The following is a 17,710-nucleotide window of genomic DNA, read 5'->3' as shown; positions in this document are numbered from 1 at the left end:
CATGTTGGAGATAAAAGGACACTGGATACGCTGTAAATCCTTTCTGAATCCGGTTTGAAGTCATCAAATGTGTAAAACGTATCGGTAGAATTGAATGTATTTAAACGAAATTCAATTAGTAGGATAAAATAGTTTGTTGTTTCTAAAGAATAGTAAAATTGTAAGCATATATTGTGTAATAAATATGTTTTTATTAACCTTTTTAATTATTTAATTTTATGAATAAGCACTTGATTGTAGCACTTATGTGCTGTTTGTTTGCGGTCGGCTGCAAAGACGATTTCAAGGATCCTAGCGTATGGGATTACAAACCTTGCGATCCCTCAAAGCCGGTGGAGTTTACAGACTTTACTCCCAAAGAGGGAGGGGTACGTACTCGAATGTATATTACGGGCTCAAATTTTGGTACAGACGAAAGCAAAATTCATGTGACGATAGGAGGACAAAAGACACCGGTTATCGCAAGCGATGGTTCGAAGATACATTGCATGCTTCCGGCACGTGCTTACGACGGTGACATTAAAATTGTCATTAATGACAAAGATGGTAATGTTGTTGCAGATTATGCATTTGAAGAGCGTTTTGATTACAAGTCTCAAGTAGTAGTCGGAACATTATTGAGAAATTATAATTCAGAAACTGGTGCTGCTCCGTTCCAAGATGGTGCTTTTTCTGAAGGTGCCGGAATTCCAAGGTCTGACTGGATGATGTTTGATCCCAAACCTGATGGTGGAGACAAAATAATATTTACGTCTAGTTTTACGGATGGAAGTGAAGGTATCCGTATGATTAATTTGACAAAACAGGAGGTAAAAACGATTTATAAAGGTTCACGATCTCCGAAAATGCAAACTTTTACTTTCTCGGCAGACGGTGATACATTATTGATTGCTGATGATAATGGTAAGGGTAATCTAGGTGATGTTTCAATGCCTAACATCCATTATTTATTACGCTCAGAGAATTTCCAAAAGTTACGTCCATATTCTTATGCTTCATGTACTTATGCTATAGCATATATGCCGGATGGTACTGTTTTCTTTACCACTTATACAGGTGGATCTATTATGAAACTTGTACGTAATAGTGGAGTTCCAGTGATAGATAAGAGCTCAACTGTTTGTTTTGATTTTCTCAAAAGTGCAGGTCGCCAAATAAAAATGAAGGTACATCCGAGTGGAAAATTTGTTTATGTATTTAGCCGTTATGATGGCGGTATTTATAAAAGTGACTATGATCCTGTTGCTAAAACGCTGGTAAGTCCCACACTTGTTGCAGGATCTTCTTATGGTGGCTCTGCGGGAGACCTAAGAGAAGGAGTAGGCTCATTGGCTCGTTTTGGACTACCTTGGTGTGGTGACTTTGTAAAGAACCCCAAGTATGTGCAGGAAGGTAAAGAAGATGTTTATGATTTTTATATCGCAGATCAACTTGGACACTGTATCTGGAAGATTACTCCCGAAGGTATTGCTTCCATTGTTGCGGGACGTAGTAATTACACTGCAGACAATGCTTACAATGGATATATTGATGGAGAACCATTGCATGAAGCTCGTTTCAACAGTCCGAAATCTATAACGTATGATGAAGAGGAAGAAACATTCTATATCGGTGATACTGGAAATCGCTGTGTTCGTTATCTAAGAACTGAATAATACTATATACTATAAAAACATATTTAATATGAAAAAAATATTCTTACTGTTTTTGTTGGTGATAGGATGTATCAGCGCTTCCTATGCACAGGAACAACAAATAGAAGTAACAGGAATCGTTACTGATGTAAACAAAGAGCCTCTTATAGGTGTAAACATTACTGTGAAAAACATGCCTGGATTTGGTGTGATGACTGATATTAATGGTAAATATAAAATAAAAGTACCGGATTATTCCACATTAATTTTTTCTTATGTAGGATTCCAATCAAAAGAAGTATTGGTAAAAGATAAGAGAGTGATTGACGTTGTCATGAAAGAGGATGAAAATAATGTATTGGATGAAGTTACTGTTACAGGTACGGGTGCACAGAAAAAGATTACTGTAACCGGTGCAGTAACTACAGTAGATGTGTCTCAATTGAGGACGCCTTCCTCTAGCATCACAAATGCTTTGGCTGGAAATGTACCAGGCATCTTAGCGCGCCAGACTTCCGGCCAGCCGGGTGATAATATCTCCGAATTCTGGATCCGTGGTATTTCCACTTTTGGAGCAGGATCTAGTGCCTTGGTTTTAGTAGACGGGTTCGAACGTGACTTGAACGAAGTGAATGTAGAAGACATTGAAACATTTTCTGTATTGAAAGATGCTTCTGCAACAGCTATTTATGGTTCTCGAGGTGCGAATGGAGTTGTATTAATCACTACCAAGCGAGGAAAAGAGGGTAAGACAAAGGTAAACGTAAAGGTTGAAACATCTTATAGTACACGTACCAAGACCCCGGAATTTGTAGATGGTGTTACTTATGTTAATATGGTAAATGAGGCTTTTACTACACGTAGCAAACCTGCTCCTTATTCAGCTGAAGACGTAGAACTTTTTCGTAACGGACTTGATCCGGAATTATTCCCGAATGTAGATTGGATGAATCTGATTCTTAAGAAAGGTGCTCCTATCTATCGTGCTACAGTCGATTTGAGTGGTGGTGGTACTACTGCACGTTATTTCGTTTCTGCGAGTTACGTAGACGAAGGCGGTATGTATAAAACAGATGAAGGATTGAAAGAATATAATACCAATGCGAACTATCGCCGTTGGAACTATCGTATGAATATTGATTTGAATCTGACAAAAACGACCTTGTTGAAAGTTGGTGTATCCGGTTCTTTGGACAAACAGAACCAGCCGGGAGGATCAGCCAGTCAAATTTGGATTTCTGCGCTCTCATACAATCCTATTGCTACTCCGGTGAAATATAAAGATGGGAAGTGGGCTGCACAGGGAACAGGTAACCAGATAAACCCATGGTTCTTGGTTACCCAAATGGGATATGCAGAAAAGTGGAATAATAAAATTCAAACTACTGTTAATTTAGAACAAGACTTAAAGTTTATCACTGAAGGATTGAAATTCTACGGACGATTCGGATATGATACTAATACCTATAACACTAACTCACATATTAAATGGCCTGATATGTGGAAGGCACAAAATAAACGAAATGCTGAAGGAAAGTTAGAATATGATAAGGTAGTATCTGAACAGTTGATGGTAGTTAATCCACATGCAACCGGTGACCGAAAGGAATATTTGGAAGCTGAATTACATTACAACCGTACTTTTGGTGACCATATAGTAGGTGGAGTTATGAAATATTCACAAGATAAGACAGTAAATACATCTGAAAACTTTGAAAAAAACGCAATTCAAGCTATCGAGCGTCGTCATCAGGGATTGGCTGGGCGTTTTACTTACGGATGGAAATATCGTTATTTCTTCGATTTTAACTTTGGTTACAATGGCTCAGAAAACTTTGCTACAGGACACCAATTCGGTTTCTTCCCAGCTTATTCTGTGGCATGGAATATTGCGGAAGAACCTATTATTAAAAATAACCTCAAGTGGATGAATATGTTCAAACTCCGTTATTCATATGGTAAGGTAGGTAATGACTATTTATCATCACGTTTCCCTTATTTGTCAACCTATAAAACAGAAGATAAATATGGCTATTATTATGGAGATATAGGTACTAATAGTTCTACTGGAGCCTTCTATCAAGGATTGACGTACAGTAACTTCGCCTCAACCGGCATTACTTGGGAAGTTGCAAAGAAACATGACGTAGGAGTTGATTTCTCTCTATTCAATGATAAGTTTAGTGGTACTGTAGATTACTTCCATGAACAACGTGATGGGATTTACATGAAACGTACTTTTTTACCCTATAGTACTGGATTGTTGGAGTATTCTCCATATGCTAATGTAGGATCTGTTTTATCAAGAGGTTTTGATGGAAATGTTGCTTATAATCAAAAGATAGGAGATGTTGCTTTGACTTTCCGTGCAAATATGACTTATAGTAAGAATGAGATCAAAGAATATGATGAAGCTTATAGTCATTTTGATTACAAAAGAAACCAAGGTTTTCGTGTAGATCAGTTGAGAGGATTAATCGCAGAAGGATTATTTGTAGACTATGATGATATCCGCAATAGCCCAAAGCAAACATTTGGAGATGTAGCTCCGGGTGATATTAAATATAAGGATGTAAATGGCGATGGAGTGATTGACAGTAACGATGAGGTGCCTATTGGAGCCACAACCAGGCCCAACCTGATTTATGGTTTCGGTTTGTCGGCTCAATGGAAAGGATTCGATTTCAATTTACATTTCCAAGGAGCAGGAAAGTCCTCTTTCGCGCTTTATGGATCAGTGGCTTATCCTCTTAGCCAACAATATTGGGGTAATATCCTAACCGATGTAGTAGGTAATTATTGGTCATTAGGTACTAACGAAGATCCTAATGCAAAATATCCTCGTCTTACTTTTGGAGGAAATAGTAACAATTACCGTACTTCTACTTATTGGATGCGTGACGGCTCTTATCTCCGTCTGAAGAATTTGGAATTAGGTTATACATTACCTACACAATGGACAAGAAGTTTATATCTAAATAAAGTACGAATCTATCTTATGGGAACTAATTTACTGACATTCTCCAGTTTCAAACTGTGGGATCCTGAAATGGGAAGCGGAACAGGAGAGAAATATCCTTTATCTAGAACCTATACAATAGGATTAACCGTTAATTTATAAAATAGAATACTATGAAGAGAAAAATATGTTTAATATTAGGAGTGGCAGTTATTACTTGCGGACTGTTCTTCACTTCTTGTTCCGATTATTTAAATGTGGAAAAACATTTTAGAGATACACAATCGGAAGATAAAATATTCGCTGACGATACATATACATTACAATGGTTAGCTTATTGCTATTGCCGATTGCAAGGTGATAATGTAGAAGTTGGACATTCTCGTTTCTGTCCCCAGAATTTTGCGGATGATCAAGTGTTCAGTGAGACGTACGGCCGTTATAAGGCTTATAAACTGGGAGAAATTGGGTATGGTTATTCATACAGCGGTTACTACCAGAATGCTTGGAAATGGTCATATGCGGCTATCTATCAAGCGACTGTTTTGATCAATAAAGTAGATGCCAATCAGGACTTTACTCCGGAAGAGATTCTTGATGTAAAAGGGCAGGCACGTTTTCTGCGCGCTTATTTTTATTGGATGTTGTTAAGAAGATATGGTCCAATTCCTTTATTACCAACTGAAGGGGTTGATTACACTAAATCTTACGATGAATTAAGTTACCCGCGTAATACATATGATGAATGTGTGGAGTTTATTGCGGAAGAAATGAAGCAAGCCGCAAAAGAGTTACCAGAGAAACGAGATAACTTGAATCTTGCACGTCCTACTCGTGGGGCTGCTTTAGCAGTACGTGCTAAAGTCTATCTTTATGGAGCTAGTCCATTAGCTAATGGTAACACTGAAATGGCTGATTTCACAGATAAGAGTGGACGTATTTTGATTCCACAAGAATATGATGAGTCTAAATGGGCAAAAGCAGCAGCAGCGGCTAGAGATGTGATAGAAGGCGGTTGGTATAAACTTTTTACAATTAAGAAACGGGAAACTGCGGTTGCAGGTGATTATTCTTATCCGAAGACTATTGAACCTCCGTATAATGAAAAGTACTCAGATAAGCCTTTCCCTGAAGGATGGTCAGATATTGATCCATTCGACTCCTATCGTTCATTGTTTAACGGAGAGGTCTTTTTATATAATAATCCGGAAATAATATTTAGTCGTGTTGTAAATGACGGTGGAGCTGACCATGATTATTTGGTAGACTGGTGTGATGTAGCAGACATGGCTAAGCATCAGATGCCGTCATCCATTGGTGGTTGGAATATTCACTCAATGACAATGAAGCAATGTGATGCTTATGATATGGCAGATGGAAAACCATACGACCGTACAACCGGACTGACAGGTTTTACTAATAAAGATAACAAAGCCCTTCATCCATATGATAATTTGGAAGAGGGGATTTGGATGGGATATGCTAATCGTGAACCTCGTTTTTATGCATCTGTTGGTTATAACGGAGCAAGATGGAATTGTACAAGTGCTACAGGTACCGGATCCGAGAAGATTATAAATAAGCAAGTATGGTATTATCGTGGTGACACAGACGGGCGTTCCAATGGAACTGAGCGTTGGTTAGTCACTGGTATTGGCATAAAGAAGTATGTTCATCCATCCGACTGTGCATCATATGGTGGATCGATTGTTGAGAAAGTGGAACCTGCTCTCCGTTATGCAGATATCCTGCTTTCTTATGCAGAAGCATTGAATAATTTGACAACTACTTATGAAATTCCTTCTTGGGATGAAAGTACAACATATACCATTAGCCGTGATGTGGAACAGATGCGTCGTGGTGTGAAGCCTGTCCGTATGCGTGCCGGAGTGCTGATTATGATGACGATGTATACGGTAATCGTGATGCATTCTTTAATAAAATCGTACATGAACGCCAGATTGAGTTCTTTGCAGAAAGCCAACGTTACTATGATGTACGCCGTTGGAAGATTGCACCGGAACATGAAGGAGGACAGATTTACGGTTGCAATGTAATGATGGATAAGACACATGCTGAGGCGTTCTATACACCAGTTCGGGTGGCTGGAGTCCAGACCGCTTTCTCTCGGAAGCAATACTTCTGGCCCATGAATTATGATGAACTGAAACGGAATAAGAATATGACCCAAGCTCCAGGATGGCAGGATTATGACTAAGCGATATAACATAAATAATGAAGTAATATGAAAAAAGTATATATTTTAGGAATCATGCTATGCGCATGTACCTTATTTAATTCATGCAACGATGAATGGAATGAAGAGCTATATCGTGAAATGATTTCGTTCAAAGCACCGATAGGAAGTAACGGAGTGCATGATATTTACGTACGTTATCAGTCTGATGGCAGCGGTGCATTCCAACTACCAGTAATTGTTAGTGGCTCTCAAGATAATGAACGGGATATTGATGTGAAAATCAGTGTAGATAATGATACGCTTAATCGTTTAAATCAGGAAAAATATTTGGACCGTAGAGACTTGTGGTACAAACAATTACCCGAACGTTTTTATTCATTCCCAACGGAAAATGTTTGTCATATTCCAGCTGGAAAGAATGTTCAGACTTATGATATCGATTTTCATTTAGAAGGATTGGATTTGAATGAGAAATGGGTACTTCCACTGATGATTGATAAAGATCCTTCATATGCACAAAATGTTCGTAAAGGATATTATAAGGCTCTATTGAATATTCATCTTTTTAATGATTATTCGGGCACATACTCTTCATCAGGTATGAATGTATATTTGGGAGAAAGTAATAATGATCCTGCAACAACAAGTACTCGGACTGTTCGTGTAGTAGACGATAAATCAGTTTTTTTCTATGCTGGAACTTGGTGGGAAGAAGATGAACATCGTGACAAATATAAAGTGGTTGTTGAATTTGGTGAAGGTACAAAGGATGAGGATGGGGTAATCACCGGTCCATTGACCGTTAAAGCTGGTGATGCTGCTAACGAAGCACAGATTAGTTCGTTTGGTAACTGTACATACAGAAGAAGTGTGGAGCCACATCCAACAAAACCATATATAGAATTACATACTACAGTGATGTATTTAAATTATTATTATACAGATGTCACCTCAGACCAATTTAATCCATTAGCTTATCGTGTCGTTGGTAGTATGACAATGCAGCGTTCAATTAATACACTGATACCAGACGAAGATCAGGCTATTCAATGGTAGTTTATTCTTATACATTAGTATAGTTTCATGTATAATTAAAAAGAGGATGCTCTCGATTTTCCGCGGGCATCCTCTGATTTTTTTATCCAAATATTTAATGAGCGATAATGCGAAGAAGAAACAAATAAAGAAGATTATATCTTATTACGATGTATAATCATTCTTATCACAAACCAAGCATGATATATCACAGTGCTAAATAAACCATAATGCTTGGTCATAATACGGAAACGCTCTTTTAAAGAAGCTTTATGGTTCTTAGTTGTAAGCCCTTCCTCCAAATAGTTGATAATAGTCAAGTGAGTATTGTGTAAGCTATGTGCTTTCTTCATGGCACGTATGCACCAATCGAAGTCAGCAGAATAGCGAAATTTTAGATCATATGGTCCGACTAATGTGCGCTTAGCAAAAAAAGCTTGATGACAAACTAACATGCCTTGTTTGAAACTTTTCCAATTCAGTCTTTCAGGAGTGGATAACCGACGCATATGCACGAAATGCCTTTCGATATCTACAATTGCTGTTTCACCGTATAAAATATCAGGAAGTTCATTTCCATTAATCGTATGTACTATTTGCTGCAAGATATCGTCTTTATGAAAACAATCTCCGGCATTAAGGAAACAAAGATAATCTCCGGTAGCAAACGATATTCCTTTGTTCATAGCATCATACAATCCTTTGTCCGGTTCACTAATAACAGTATGTATTTGTGAACGATATTTATCTATTATAGATAAAGTTCCATCTTTGGAAGCTCCGTCCACAATAATATATTCCACGCAATGGTATGTCTGCGAAATAACACTCTGAATTGTATCCTCCAATACTTTCTCGGCGTTATAAGTTACAGTGATAATCGAGAATTTAGGCGTTGGATGACCATTATGCATACTTTCCTGTTATTTTGTTATAAATATCTGTGTATTTTTTAGCTATAGTACTTTCAGAATAGTTAGCTACGGCTTTTCGACAGGCCTGTTCAGAGAGTTCATCATATTCCGGTTCTGTCAGTATCCATTGAATACCGTTAGCAAAATCTTCCGAAGACTTATATTGTGCCAAATAACCGTTGTGCAGATGGTCAATCATTTCAGGAATACCACCGATATTGAATCCGACACAAGGTACACCGCACGCCATTGCTTCCATAATCATATTTGGAAGATTTTCTTCAAGAGAAGGAGTAACAAAAATGTCTACTGCATTGTATATATCAACAAGCTCATGCTCATTTTTAATGAAAGGGAGTGGGTAGACACGGAAAGGAAGCAGACTTTGTAGCTCTTGTGACTGGTTTCCAAATACTACTACTCCCAACGATTTTTTCCATTCCGGATGTTTCTCTACCAATATTCTGCATGATTCAATCAAATAATCAATTCCTTTTCGTTTATCTGTGATCTTTACGGAGCCAAATAACATTAATTTACGGTCTTGAGGTAGTCGACATTTGTTACGAGCTTCCTGCATATTTCGAGGTTTGAACAGATTAATATTAATCGGGTTCGGAATAGATGTAACAGTTTGACCGGATAATAATGTGCTGGTTTTAGCTCTCTCTTCAAGCCATCTGCTACAAGCTACAAAAGTGATAGAAGTCGTATTATATATTTCTTTCTTTTTTCGGAAAGTACGGGTGGATAAATCCTTCTTTCTTTTTCCTCCACAGATAAAGGGGCAATGATGACACTCTGTTTCATAGTTCGTACATTCGCGCGAATGATGGCAAATACCTGTACAAGGCCACATGTCGTGCATAGTCCAGACTATCGGCTTGCCGGATTTCAGTATTTCATGAATATTCTTAAGCGACAACATTCCTTGGTTAATCCAATGTAAATGGATAACATCTGCTTGCTGAAATTCAGGGAGAGAAGTAATGTCTGTTCCGGTATTAGCAATATCTACGGCAAATAGATTGTTTTTCTTAAAGCAATTGGCTTTCCAAATAACGATGCGTTCCCAAATAAACTTCCATACATGCAGCCAATTACGCTTTAGACCGACAACACTGATTTGATCAGTCTGTTTGTCACGTACTAGCATTTTTGCTTTAATGCCGTTGTTTTTTAACGACTCCATTAACCGACTAGCAGCGACAGCAGCCCCACCTATTCGTTCGGAAGTATTGATAATCAGTATTCTCATGCCCTATCATTTACTATCGTGGAAAAGAAACTTTTTGCAAAAGTATGTATTTCTTGGCAAACAGCTTCTTTTTAAGCGCTAAAATCTCCTTTTAATGTTCGTTTTAATCGCCGTATAGCCTTTGCCATAAAACAATTGGTGCGATGATAATAACGGGCAAAGACATCGCGTGCCTGTTGATTTTCCTCGATTGGATGCAGATGTTCTACGGGTAGCGGTTGGAGCCAAAGAGATGACTGGTATAGATTTCCTCCTCCACAATTGGTTCCACTTCCATCGAATCCATTGTTTTGTACTAAGGAACGGCCTACATTTACGGAAAGTATATCGTTCAGAAACAAACTTGCATTCCAACGAATTGCCCAGGAATTATTTTTCCCTTCAATTTGACGGCGTAACATTCGCGTAAATGGGTAATTACCGTTGAAATCAAATTTATATGTTAGTTTTCGTTCTTCCATTTTTTTCAGTAGTACTTCTCCGTCTGGATTGAAATATTTCCAAGCTCTATCCCAAGTTGCCCAACCCCAGCTTCCGGTAAACTTAATAAGGAAAGTATCTGGTAAAGAAGAATCATTAGTGAAATCGCAAGCTTGGATGTGTCCGACGCGTGGTTCGTCTTTATAAGTTTCGAGTGCATCATTCATAAACTGCAAAAAATAAGGAGCTACAATCAGATCGTCTTCCAATACGATGACACGACCAAAATGATTCACTTGTGTAGTTACTCCGTCGATGATGTTGCGGGCTAATCCCCAATTCTCGCTTCGTTCGATAACAGTAACAGATGCAAAGCCTGTTATTTGACGAACAAAATTACGAGTTTCTTCCACTGCGTTTTGATCAGCATTTGTTTTGGCGGCGTCGGAATAGATATACAACGGGCTTTCAGCTGCCAGTTCATTCCTTAATAAGGAAATGACAGTCTGTTGTGTATGAATAGGGCGATTGTATACAAATAGCAAAATTGGTGCTTGAATCATAACTTATTGTTTATTTATAAGTTCATTCATTATGAATCTTAATTTATTTAGAATTGATTTCTTCGATTGCTTCTTTAAGTGCTTCAAGATAGGACAAACCAAACTTTAAATCAGGCTCTATGTAATTCCCTTCTGCCCATTCATTCCAAGATTTGAGAAACACTAGACGTTTATCAGCAGGTTTATGTACAACATTAGAGAAGGATTGAAGTACGTGTTTTTTAAACTTCTCCGGAGTAGAATGGACAAGAATATGCCCCAAACGTCCTGACCGCGGAGAATGATCCCAATTAGATAATAGTCGGATAACAATCAACTTGCCGATCTTCATTTCCAGAAAAGAACTTTGCTGCTTTGGCATATTCAATGATACGTCCTTTTTTGAAGACTATGCGCATGATTTTCATGTGTATTTTCTCAAATATAGAGTAATTCTGTTTAAAGAAATCGAATAGTCTGACAATATTCACAGCATCAAATCCCATATCTTTCAATGTCTGTACATCTCCGGCATTATTGGTCTGACCGATAAAGTGAATACCTTTCAAACCATTATCTTGGGCAAGTCTCTGCCACAAACGGATAAAACGTTTCGCGTCAGGAAGACTGAAAGGTGCATATACCATAAATACAGGTTTGTCATCGACCGTATGTAGCGATGATCTTTGAATGCAGGAAGTAGATAGTTAAAGTGAGCTATTTCATCCGTTTCACCTGGATATAACTGCTCCATTAGCATTTTGTGTGTACCCTCCTTACTGAACTGTTTATCTTCCCAACTATGATTAGCCCAGGAAAGGCAGAAGGGAAAGTCAGGCTGTCCAGATGCAAGTACTTCCTGAAAGGGACGTTGAAGAAGTTGGCGACCATTACCAAACCAATAATGCCAGTAACAAAATCCTTCTATTCCATATTTTCTTGCCATTTCTGCTTGTTCGACGCGAGTTTCCGATACTCTCAAGTCATAATATCCTAAATCAGCGGGAACTCGTGGCTGATAGTGCCCGCGGAATAAAGGCTTTGCCTTGCCTACGTTAGTCCATTCCGTAAATCCTTTTCCCCACCATTGATCGTTTTCGGGCGTGGGATGGAATTGCGGCAAATAAAATGCAATGACACGAATTTCCTTCTCTTCCATATTCTTTATATTTTGATCCATTCATCAGGCATGACGTTTACGAGGTTCTCTGTCCGCGAAAACATCTTGGGACAGATTACAATTTTCTTCTCGTTCTTGTTCAGCCATGCACCCCACCAACTGAATGTACTATTAGCAATAATATGATGCCGGCAGTGTGACATCAGACACATGTCCTGCCAGGAGTCAGTTTTCATATTCCAATTCACATAAACTGTATTTTGGGGAAGTTCAAGATTCTCCTTTACCCATTGTATATCATCAGAAAATACATAAAACCGGGCATTATCGGTTTTTTCCTTGATAAGTCCGATAGCTTTCCGATAATAAACGGTGTTGCAGATATCGAAATATTGTGGATTCTTCAGATAATCTCCCCGACGCACATGAATAGATATACTGTTAGTCTCTGTTTGCGAAAGTTCTTCCAACAGTTTGGCAGATTTTGGAGATAGTTTCTGTAAGTCGAATGAAAAGCATTTTCGTATCTCTTCTTTTATAGGTAAAAACCATTTTTCGGACATCCACCCTCCCCAAAATACCTTGTATTTTCTATTCCAAATATAGGATTGTGCACCTTGATAAGGTATTTCGGGCTTCTCCATACATAACCCCATATGGAGATTATAAAGAAGCTTTAAGATATATCTGCCAAATATACCTTTGAAGGTCTGTTTCTTACTTAGATAATATAACTTCCTGTATATTCTCATCAAAATACGGTCCCGTATTTGTTCCGATAGAGGAAGCGAGAATATTTTGTCTATCTCCAGTCCGTTATGGTCACATCGTCTGGCAAACAGATAAGTCGTTATTCTGCTTTAGGATAGATTCTCTTCAACGCCAGATAAAATGCATAATCGAACATCTGGTTTCCCAATCCATTCTGTATGGCAACAATCTGTTTCATAAACTTAAATAATAAGTGGAATATTCGAAAGATCGGCGGCAAGTATAGAGTAGCTACTACGATAAGAGCCGTATATCTTTTGAGTAGATTTCAATGCATACATTTCTGTGATTGTCTCAATAATCCCTTCACTCGTTGAACGATCTGCTTTGTAAGGAGAAGTAATAATGCGTTCTTTGAACTGCTCTTTCAGTCGTGCTTTGTCTTCTTCCGAGTCAGTAGCCACATAAAAAGCAACTTTCGGATGGAGTCTGATCTCTTTTTCCATGTTTTCAATGAAAAAAGTAAGAGGACTATGCTGAATAGAAGCAATATTATCGGTCCGCCTGATATGTACCCCAACAGTATAGTCCGGGAAGTTTTTTATACGTTCCATGATTCGGGCTTTTATCTGTTTATTAGGTTCAACAGCTTTCAACATATCGGGAACATCATAAAACTTTGCCAAATGAACGAGGTAGACAAACTTACCTTTTTCAAAATCAGTAAAGATGTCCTGCGGATTTTTATATCTGTAGATATCCTTTTCGTAAATACGATAATCGAAAGCTATCATTTGCCAAAGGATTGGAAACCAGAAGTTTTTACGACGTGGCTTATCAAGCATCAGGTAATCATACCATTTGCCATCTTTTATTTCCACATCTTTGATTGTAGGTGAAAGCTTGAATAGAGAATGGAAATCAGCTCCCATTCCCCAATCCTTGAACCATACTATTTTTAATGGAATAGAGTGTGCTTGACAATATGCTATGGCAGAAGTGATTGCGTATATTCTGTTAGCAAGTCCTCCAATGGGAATTAGAGTTAATTTATCCATATATCTTTTATTTTTTAGAACGTCCGGATAGGTATTTTATACTCTCTTTGAAAATGGTCACTTTACTAAACCACATGATCAGCGAATAGATAGCGACTGCCAGTCCTATTTTTGTAATTAGCATGAGATAGATATTGTTGATTTCTATCGTTATATAGTAAGTAGCTATCATAGTAGTAGCTGCAATTCCGGCAAAAGGTACGGTGTCTTTCAGTGCGTTCCACAGACTGAGACGTATTTCTTGCCATATAAAATATTGCCATACACCCAGCCAAATAATGTTAAGCACAACAAACAGTATCAACATGACATGGATCCCATACGGATAAGCAAGTAACATGATAATAAGTTGCAGGACACACAACAAGATTGAGTTCCACATAAATATATTAGGCTTCCCATTGCTGAGAATCAGTCTGGAATACAAAGAGATAACGGGCATAAACGCTCCCCATACACAAAGAATTTGCAGTATAGGCACACAAGACAGCCACTTGTCAGTAATGGTAATAATGATAAATTCTTTGGCTATCAACGCCAGACCAAACATAGCAGGAAAAGATAGAAAAGAAGTGAAACGCAACATTTTACGAAATACGTTTTGTTGTCGTCCTGGGTCATCGGCAACTTCTCTCAGAACGGGCTGTGCTACGCTACTTATCATTCCCTCTATCGCATTGTATCCCATGTAATTCCACTTACTGGATTGTGTGTAGTTACCCACCTCTGCCTTAGTGTAAAATGCACCGAGTATAGTTGATACAAGATTGTTATTAATTTGTTGGAAAATGCTTGTAATGAGTATTTTGCTGCTGAAACCGAAAATGTCTTTTAGTGGTCGGAAATCAATGTGAAAAGTGGGCCTCCAAGGGGAAAAGTACCAATACCAGAGATTAATGACAGCGATATATGCCAGATTTTGTGTTGCTATTCCCCAATACGACATCCCATTGTATGCCATGATAATTCCTATCGTACCGGATATAATGAGAGCAGGTAATTGTGCCATTGCTCTCTGTTTTATCATTAGGTTACGAAGAAAATATGCGTTGTGAACAACGGAGGTACTTGACATCAGAAAACCTAAAAACACATATCGGGAGAGCCATATAAGCTCAGGAGCCTTGAAGAAATCGGCAATGAAAGGAGCGCAGAAAAAGAATATGATATATATGGACGTTCCAATGCTTAAACTGCACCAAAATACAGCATTGTAGTCTTCTTGTGTAACATTTCGTTTATTGACTAAAGCTGTTACAAATCCACTGTCTTGAAGCGTACTGGCTATGGCAATGAAAATAGCGAGTACCCCGTACATTCCATAATCGGTATTGTCTAATAAACGGGCAATAACAATTCCGAAGAGGGCACTCAACAGTTGCTGTAGTCCACTGCTGAATCCTCCCCAGAATATTCCTTTTGCTGCTTTCTGCTTCAGTGACGGTTCGGGCATGCTTATTTTACTTCACTACCCGGTTTCACCTCACGTCCCGGCATGATCACAGCCAGACTACCGTCATTGTTTTCGGCACTTAGAATCATACCTTCGCTAACGATACCTTTTAACTTGCGTGGAGCCAGATTGGCAATAAAGCAAACTTGCTTGCCTACCAACTCTTCCGGTTGATAGTGTTTGGCAATACCTGATACAATAGTACGAGTTTCCAGTCCGTCGTCAATCTTGAATTGTAATAGTTTGTCTGCTTTAGGTACCTTCTGACATTCAAGAATAGTCCCTACCCGAATATCTAACTTCATGAAGTCATCAAATTCGATGTTCGGACGTATTGGATTTGCTTTATAGTTAGCCTCTTCGTTTGCTTTTTTTGTATCAAGTAATTTTTGTACCTGAGCCTCGATCGTTGCATCTTCAATCTTCTCAAAGAGTAATTCCGGCTTATTCAGCTGATGACCTTCCGGAAGCAAATTACTCCGTCCTAGCTCAGCCCAATCAAAGTTATCCATATTCAACATCTGACGCAGTCTTTCCGAACTAAAAGGTAGGAATGGTTCGAATGCAATAGCCAAGTTGGCAACCAGTTGAAGAGCAATATTCAGGATGGTTCCTACACGTACCATGTCTGTCTTGGCTAATTTCCAAGGTTCAGTATCAGCAAGATATTTATTACCAATACGTGCCAGATTCATTGCTTCTTTCTGTGCATCACGGAATTTGAAAACATCAAGCAATTTTTCAACTTCTGCTTTTACATCAGCAAATTCTTTCAATGTATCTTTGTCGTAATCTGTCAATTCACCGCAAGCTGGTACCTTTCCGTCAAAATATTTTTGGGTCAGTACCATAGCACGATTTACAAAGTTACCATAAACGGCTACCAATTCATTATTATTACGTGCTTGGAAATCTTTCCAGGTAAAATCATTGTCTTTGGTTTCGGGCGCATTGGCAGTTAGTACATAACGGAGTACATCTTGCTTACCAGGAAAGTCAATCAGGTATTCATGCAACCATACTGCCCAGTTTCGTGAAGTTGAGATCTTGTCACCTTCCAGATTCAGAAATTCGTTGCTTGGAACATTGTCCGGTAGTATATAACTACCTTCCGCTTTCAACATAGCAGGAAATACAATACAGTGGAACACGATATTATCTTTTCCGATAAAATGAACCAGACGAGTATCGGGGTCTTTCCACCAAGTTTCCCAACTATCCGGCAAAAGTTCTTTCGTGTTGGAGATATAACCGATAGGAGCATCAAACCATACATACAATACTTTGCCTTCTGCACCTTCTACAGGAACGGGAATACCCCAATCAAGATCACGACTCACCGCACGTGCTGCAACCCCATATCGAGCCAGCTCTTACACTGCCCATATACGTTTGGACGCCATTCTTTATGATCTTCTAAAATCCATTGGCGCAACCATCCTTCATGTTTGTCGAGAGGAAGATACCAATGCTTGGTTTCTTTCATGACTGGTTTACTTCCGCTAATGGCACTTTTAGGATTAATCAGATCTGTTGGCGAGAGGGAAGTACCGCATTTTTCGCATTGGTCACCGTAAGCACCTTCTGCGTGGCAATGAGGACATTCTCCTGTTATATAGCGGTCAGCAAGAAACTGGTGAGCTTCTTCATCGTAATATTGTTCGGAAGTTTTTTCGATAAATTCTCCTTTGTTATAGAGTGTTTTGAAAAAATCGGAAGCTAGTTGGTGATGGGTAGGCGAAGTCGTCCGGCTATACACATCAAACGAGATACCGAATTCTTTGAATGACTGCTTAATGAGCGAATGATAGCGGTCTACCACATCTTGCGGAGTGATCCCTTCTTTCTTTGCCCGGATTGTGATAGGTACTCCATGCTCGTCTGAACCTCCGATAAAAAGTACATCTTCTTTTTTCAACCGCAAATAGCGTACATAGATATCTGCTGGTACATATACACCTGCCAAGTGGCCAATGTGGACAGGTCCGTTAGCATACGGTAATGCCGATGTGACAGTAGTTCTTTTGAATTTCTTTTCCATTCTATAGTATGTATTTATTGTTCCTATAATGTATTGCATTACAATAGAGTGCAAAGATAAGGAAAATATGACATCATTAGATGTCTTCGAAGGGAAGAATACTTTTTTATCATTGAAATAAGTCTCATATTTTAAAGAAAGAAGGGCTTTAATTGAAAGTTTCGAATATAAATCCGAGAGTTCTAAATATAGATTCAAAGTTTACAATTGTAGTTAAGCTTAATAAGAAACATATTTTTATTGATTAAGCAAAGATGAAGATCTTATTATGCGTAAATAATTATAAACATTTATTTAGCTAATAATACGCATATAATCTATTGATTGAATATTGGATTGCTTCTATTATTTTACAAATAGATATT

General features: G+C 38.4%; 9 protein-coding genes and 3 pseudogenes. 4 read left to right on the top strand and 8 right to left on the bottom strand.

Annotation, left to right across the window (positions count from 1 at the left end):
- Window positions 1-218: 218 nt before the first annotated feature.
- The 4 genes and pseudogenes from JCM17102_RS19205 (at window position 219) to JCM17102_RS19190 (ending at window position 7,849) form a co-directional block, all read left to right on the top strand.
- Window positions 219-1,655 carry an IPT/TIG domain-containing protein gene (locus JCM17102_RS19205; RefSeq protein ID WP_025076340.1) on the top strand — a complete coding sequence of 479 codons (1,437 nt, stop codon included), beginning with the start codon at window positions 219-221 and terminating at the stop codon, window positions 1,653-1,655.
- A 28-nt stretch (window positions 1,656-1,683) separates the two neighbouring features.
- Window positions 1,684-4,755: a SusC/RagA family TonB-linked outer membrane protein gene (locus tag JCM17102_RS19200; protein WP_025076339.1), complete on the top strand. Its 3,072-nt coding sequence runs from the start codon at window positions 1,684-1,686 to the stop codon at window positions 4,753-4,755.
- Between the two features lie 11 nt (window positions 4,756-4,766).
- Window positions 4,767-6,811 (top strand): annotated as a pseudogene (locus JCM17102_RS28520) (RagB/SusD family nutrient uptake outer membrane protein).
- 27 nt (window positions 6,812-6,838) lie between these two features.
- Entirely contained in the window at window positions 6,839-7,849 is a 1,011-nt protein-coding gene (locus JCM17102_RS19190) for a DUF4973 domain-containing protein (protein WP_025076338.1), read from the top strand.
- A gap of 134 nt (window positions 7,850-7,983) precedes the next feature.
- Here the strand turns inward: JCM17102_RS19190 and JCM17102_RS19185 are convergent, their stop codons facing one another.
- The 8 genes and pseudogenes from JCM17102_RS19185 to metG form a co-directional block, all read right to left on the bottom strand.
- The gene (locus tag JCM17102_RS19185) at window positions 7,984-8,742 is read right to left on the bottom strand and encodes a glycosyltransferase family 2 protein (protein WP_025076337.1); all 759 of its coding nucleotides are present in this window, start codon (window positions 8,740-8,742) and stop codon (window positions 7,984-7,986) included.
- Window positions 8,735-10,000, bottom strand: a complete 1,266-nt coding sequence (locus JCM17102_RS19180; RefSeq protein ID WP_025076336.1) for a glycosyltransferase family 4 protein — start codon at window positions 9,998-10,000, stop codon at window positions 8,735-8,737. The genes JCM17102_RS19185 and JCM17102_RS19180 overlap by 8 nt, the downstream gene beginning before the upstream one ends.
- A gap of 71 nt (window positions 10,001-10,071) precedes the next feature.
- Window positions 10,072-10,983 carry a glycosyltransferase family protein gene (locus JCM17102_RS19175; RefSeq protein ID WP_025076335.1) on the bottom strand — a complete coding sequence of 304 codons (912 nt, stop codon included), beginning with the start codon at window positions 10,981-10,983 and terminating at the stop codon, window positions 10,072-10,074.
- A 43-nt stretch (window positions 10,984-11,026) separates the two neighbouring features.
- Window positions 11,027-12,121 (bottom strand): annotated as a pseudogene (locus tag JCM17102_RS28515) (glycosyltransferase WbsX family protein).
- A gap of 5 nt (window positions 12,122-12,126) precedes the next feature.
- Window positions 12,127-12,726, bottom strand: a complete 600-nt coding sequence (locus tag JCM17102_RS28510; protein ID WP_159106362.1) for an alpha-1,2-fucosyltransferase — start codon at window positions 12,724-12,726, stop codon at window positions 12,127-12,129.
- A gap of 309 nt (window positions 12,727-13,035) precedes the next feature.
- A complete protein-coding gene (locus JCM17102_RS19160; protein ID WP_025076334.1) occupies window positions 13,036-13,851 on the bottom strand; it encodes an O-fucosyltransferase family protein in 816 nt (271 codons plus the stop codon).
- A gap of 7 nt (window positions 13,852-13,858) precedes the next feature.
- Complete coding sequence (gene wzx, locus JCM17102_RS19155) at window positions 13,859-15,304, bottom strand: O-glycosylation flippase (protein WP_025076333.1); 1,446 nt, start codon at window positions 15,302-15,304, stop codon at window positions 13,859-13,861.
- 2 nt (window positions 15,305-15,306) lie between these two features.
- A pseudogene (gene metG, locus JCM17102_RS28505) lies at window positions 15,307-17,345 on the bottom strand (methionine--tRNA ligase).
- Window positions 17,346-17,710 lie beyond the last annotated feature (365 nt).

It is taken from the genome of Bacteroides faecichinchillae JCM 17102 (assembly GCF_000614145.1).
GTDB classification, from domain to species: domain Bacteria; phylum Bacteroidota; class Bacteroidia; order Bacteroidales; family Bacteroidaceae; genus Bacteroides; species Bacteroides faecichinchillae.
The sequence above is the reverse complement of the archived record's forward strand: the minus strand, read 5'-3'. Positions and strand labels throughout refer to the sequence as shown.

What these genes read in the sequence shown, in the direction of transcription:
- JCM17102_RS19205 (WP_025076340.1), top strand. Translation starts at nt 219, where the DNA reads ATGAATAAGCACTTGATTGTAGCACTTATGTGCTGTTTGTTTGCGGTC.
- JCM17102_RS19200 (WP_025076339.1), top strand. Translation starts at nt 1,684, where the DNA reads ATGAAAAAAATATTCTTACTGTTTTTGTTGGTGATAGGATGTATCAGC.
- JCM17102_RS19190 (WP_025076338.1), top strand. Translation starts at nt 6,839, where the DNA reads ATGAAAAAAGTATATATTTTAGGAATCATGCTATGCGCATGTACCTTA.
- JCM17102_RS19185 (WP_025076337.1), bottom strand. Translation starts at nt 8,742, where the DNA reads ATGCATAATGGTCATCCAACGCCTAAATTCTCGATTATCACTGTAACT.
- JCM17102_RS19180 (WP_025076336.1), bottom strand. Translation starts at nt 10,000, where the DNA reads ATGAGAATACTGATTATCAATACTTCCGAACGAATAGGTGGGGCTGCT.
- JCM17102_RS19175 (WP_025076335.1), bottom strand. Translation starts at nt 10,983, where the DNA reads ATGATTCAAGCACCAATTTTGCTATTTGTATACAATCGCCCTATTCAT.
- JCM17102_RS28510 (WP_159106362.1), bottom strand. Translation starts at nt 12,726, where the DNA reads ATGGAGAAGCCCGAAATACCTTATCAAGGTGCACAATCCTATATTTGG.
- JCM17102_RS19160 (WP_025076334.1), bottom strand. Translation starts at nt 13,851, where the DNA reads ATGGATAAATTAACTCTAATTCCCATTGGAGGACTTGCTAACAGAATA.
- wzx (WP_025076333.1), bottom strand. Translation starts at nt 15,304, where the DNA reads ATGCCCGAACCGTCACTGAAGCAGAAAGCAGCAAAAGGAATATTCTGG.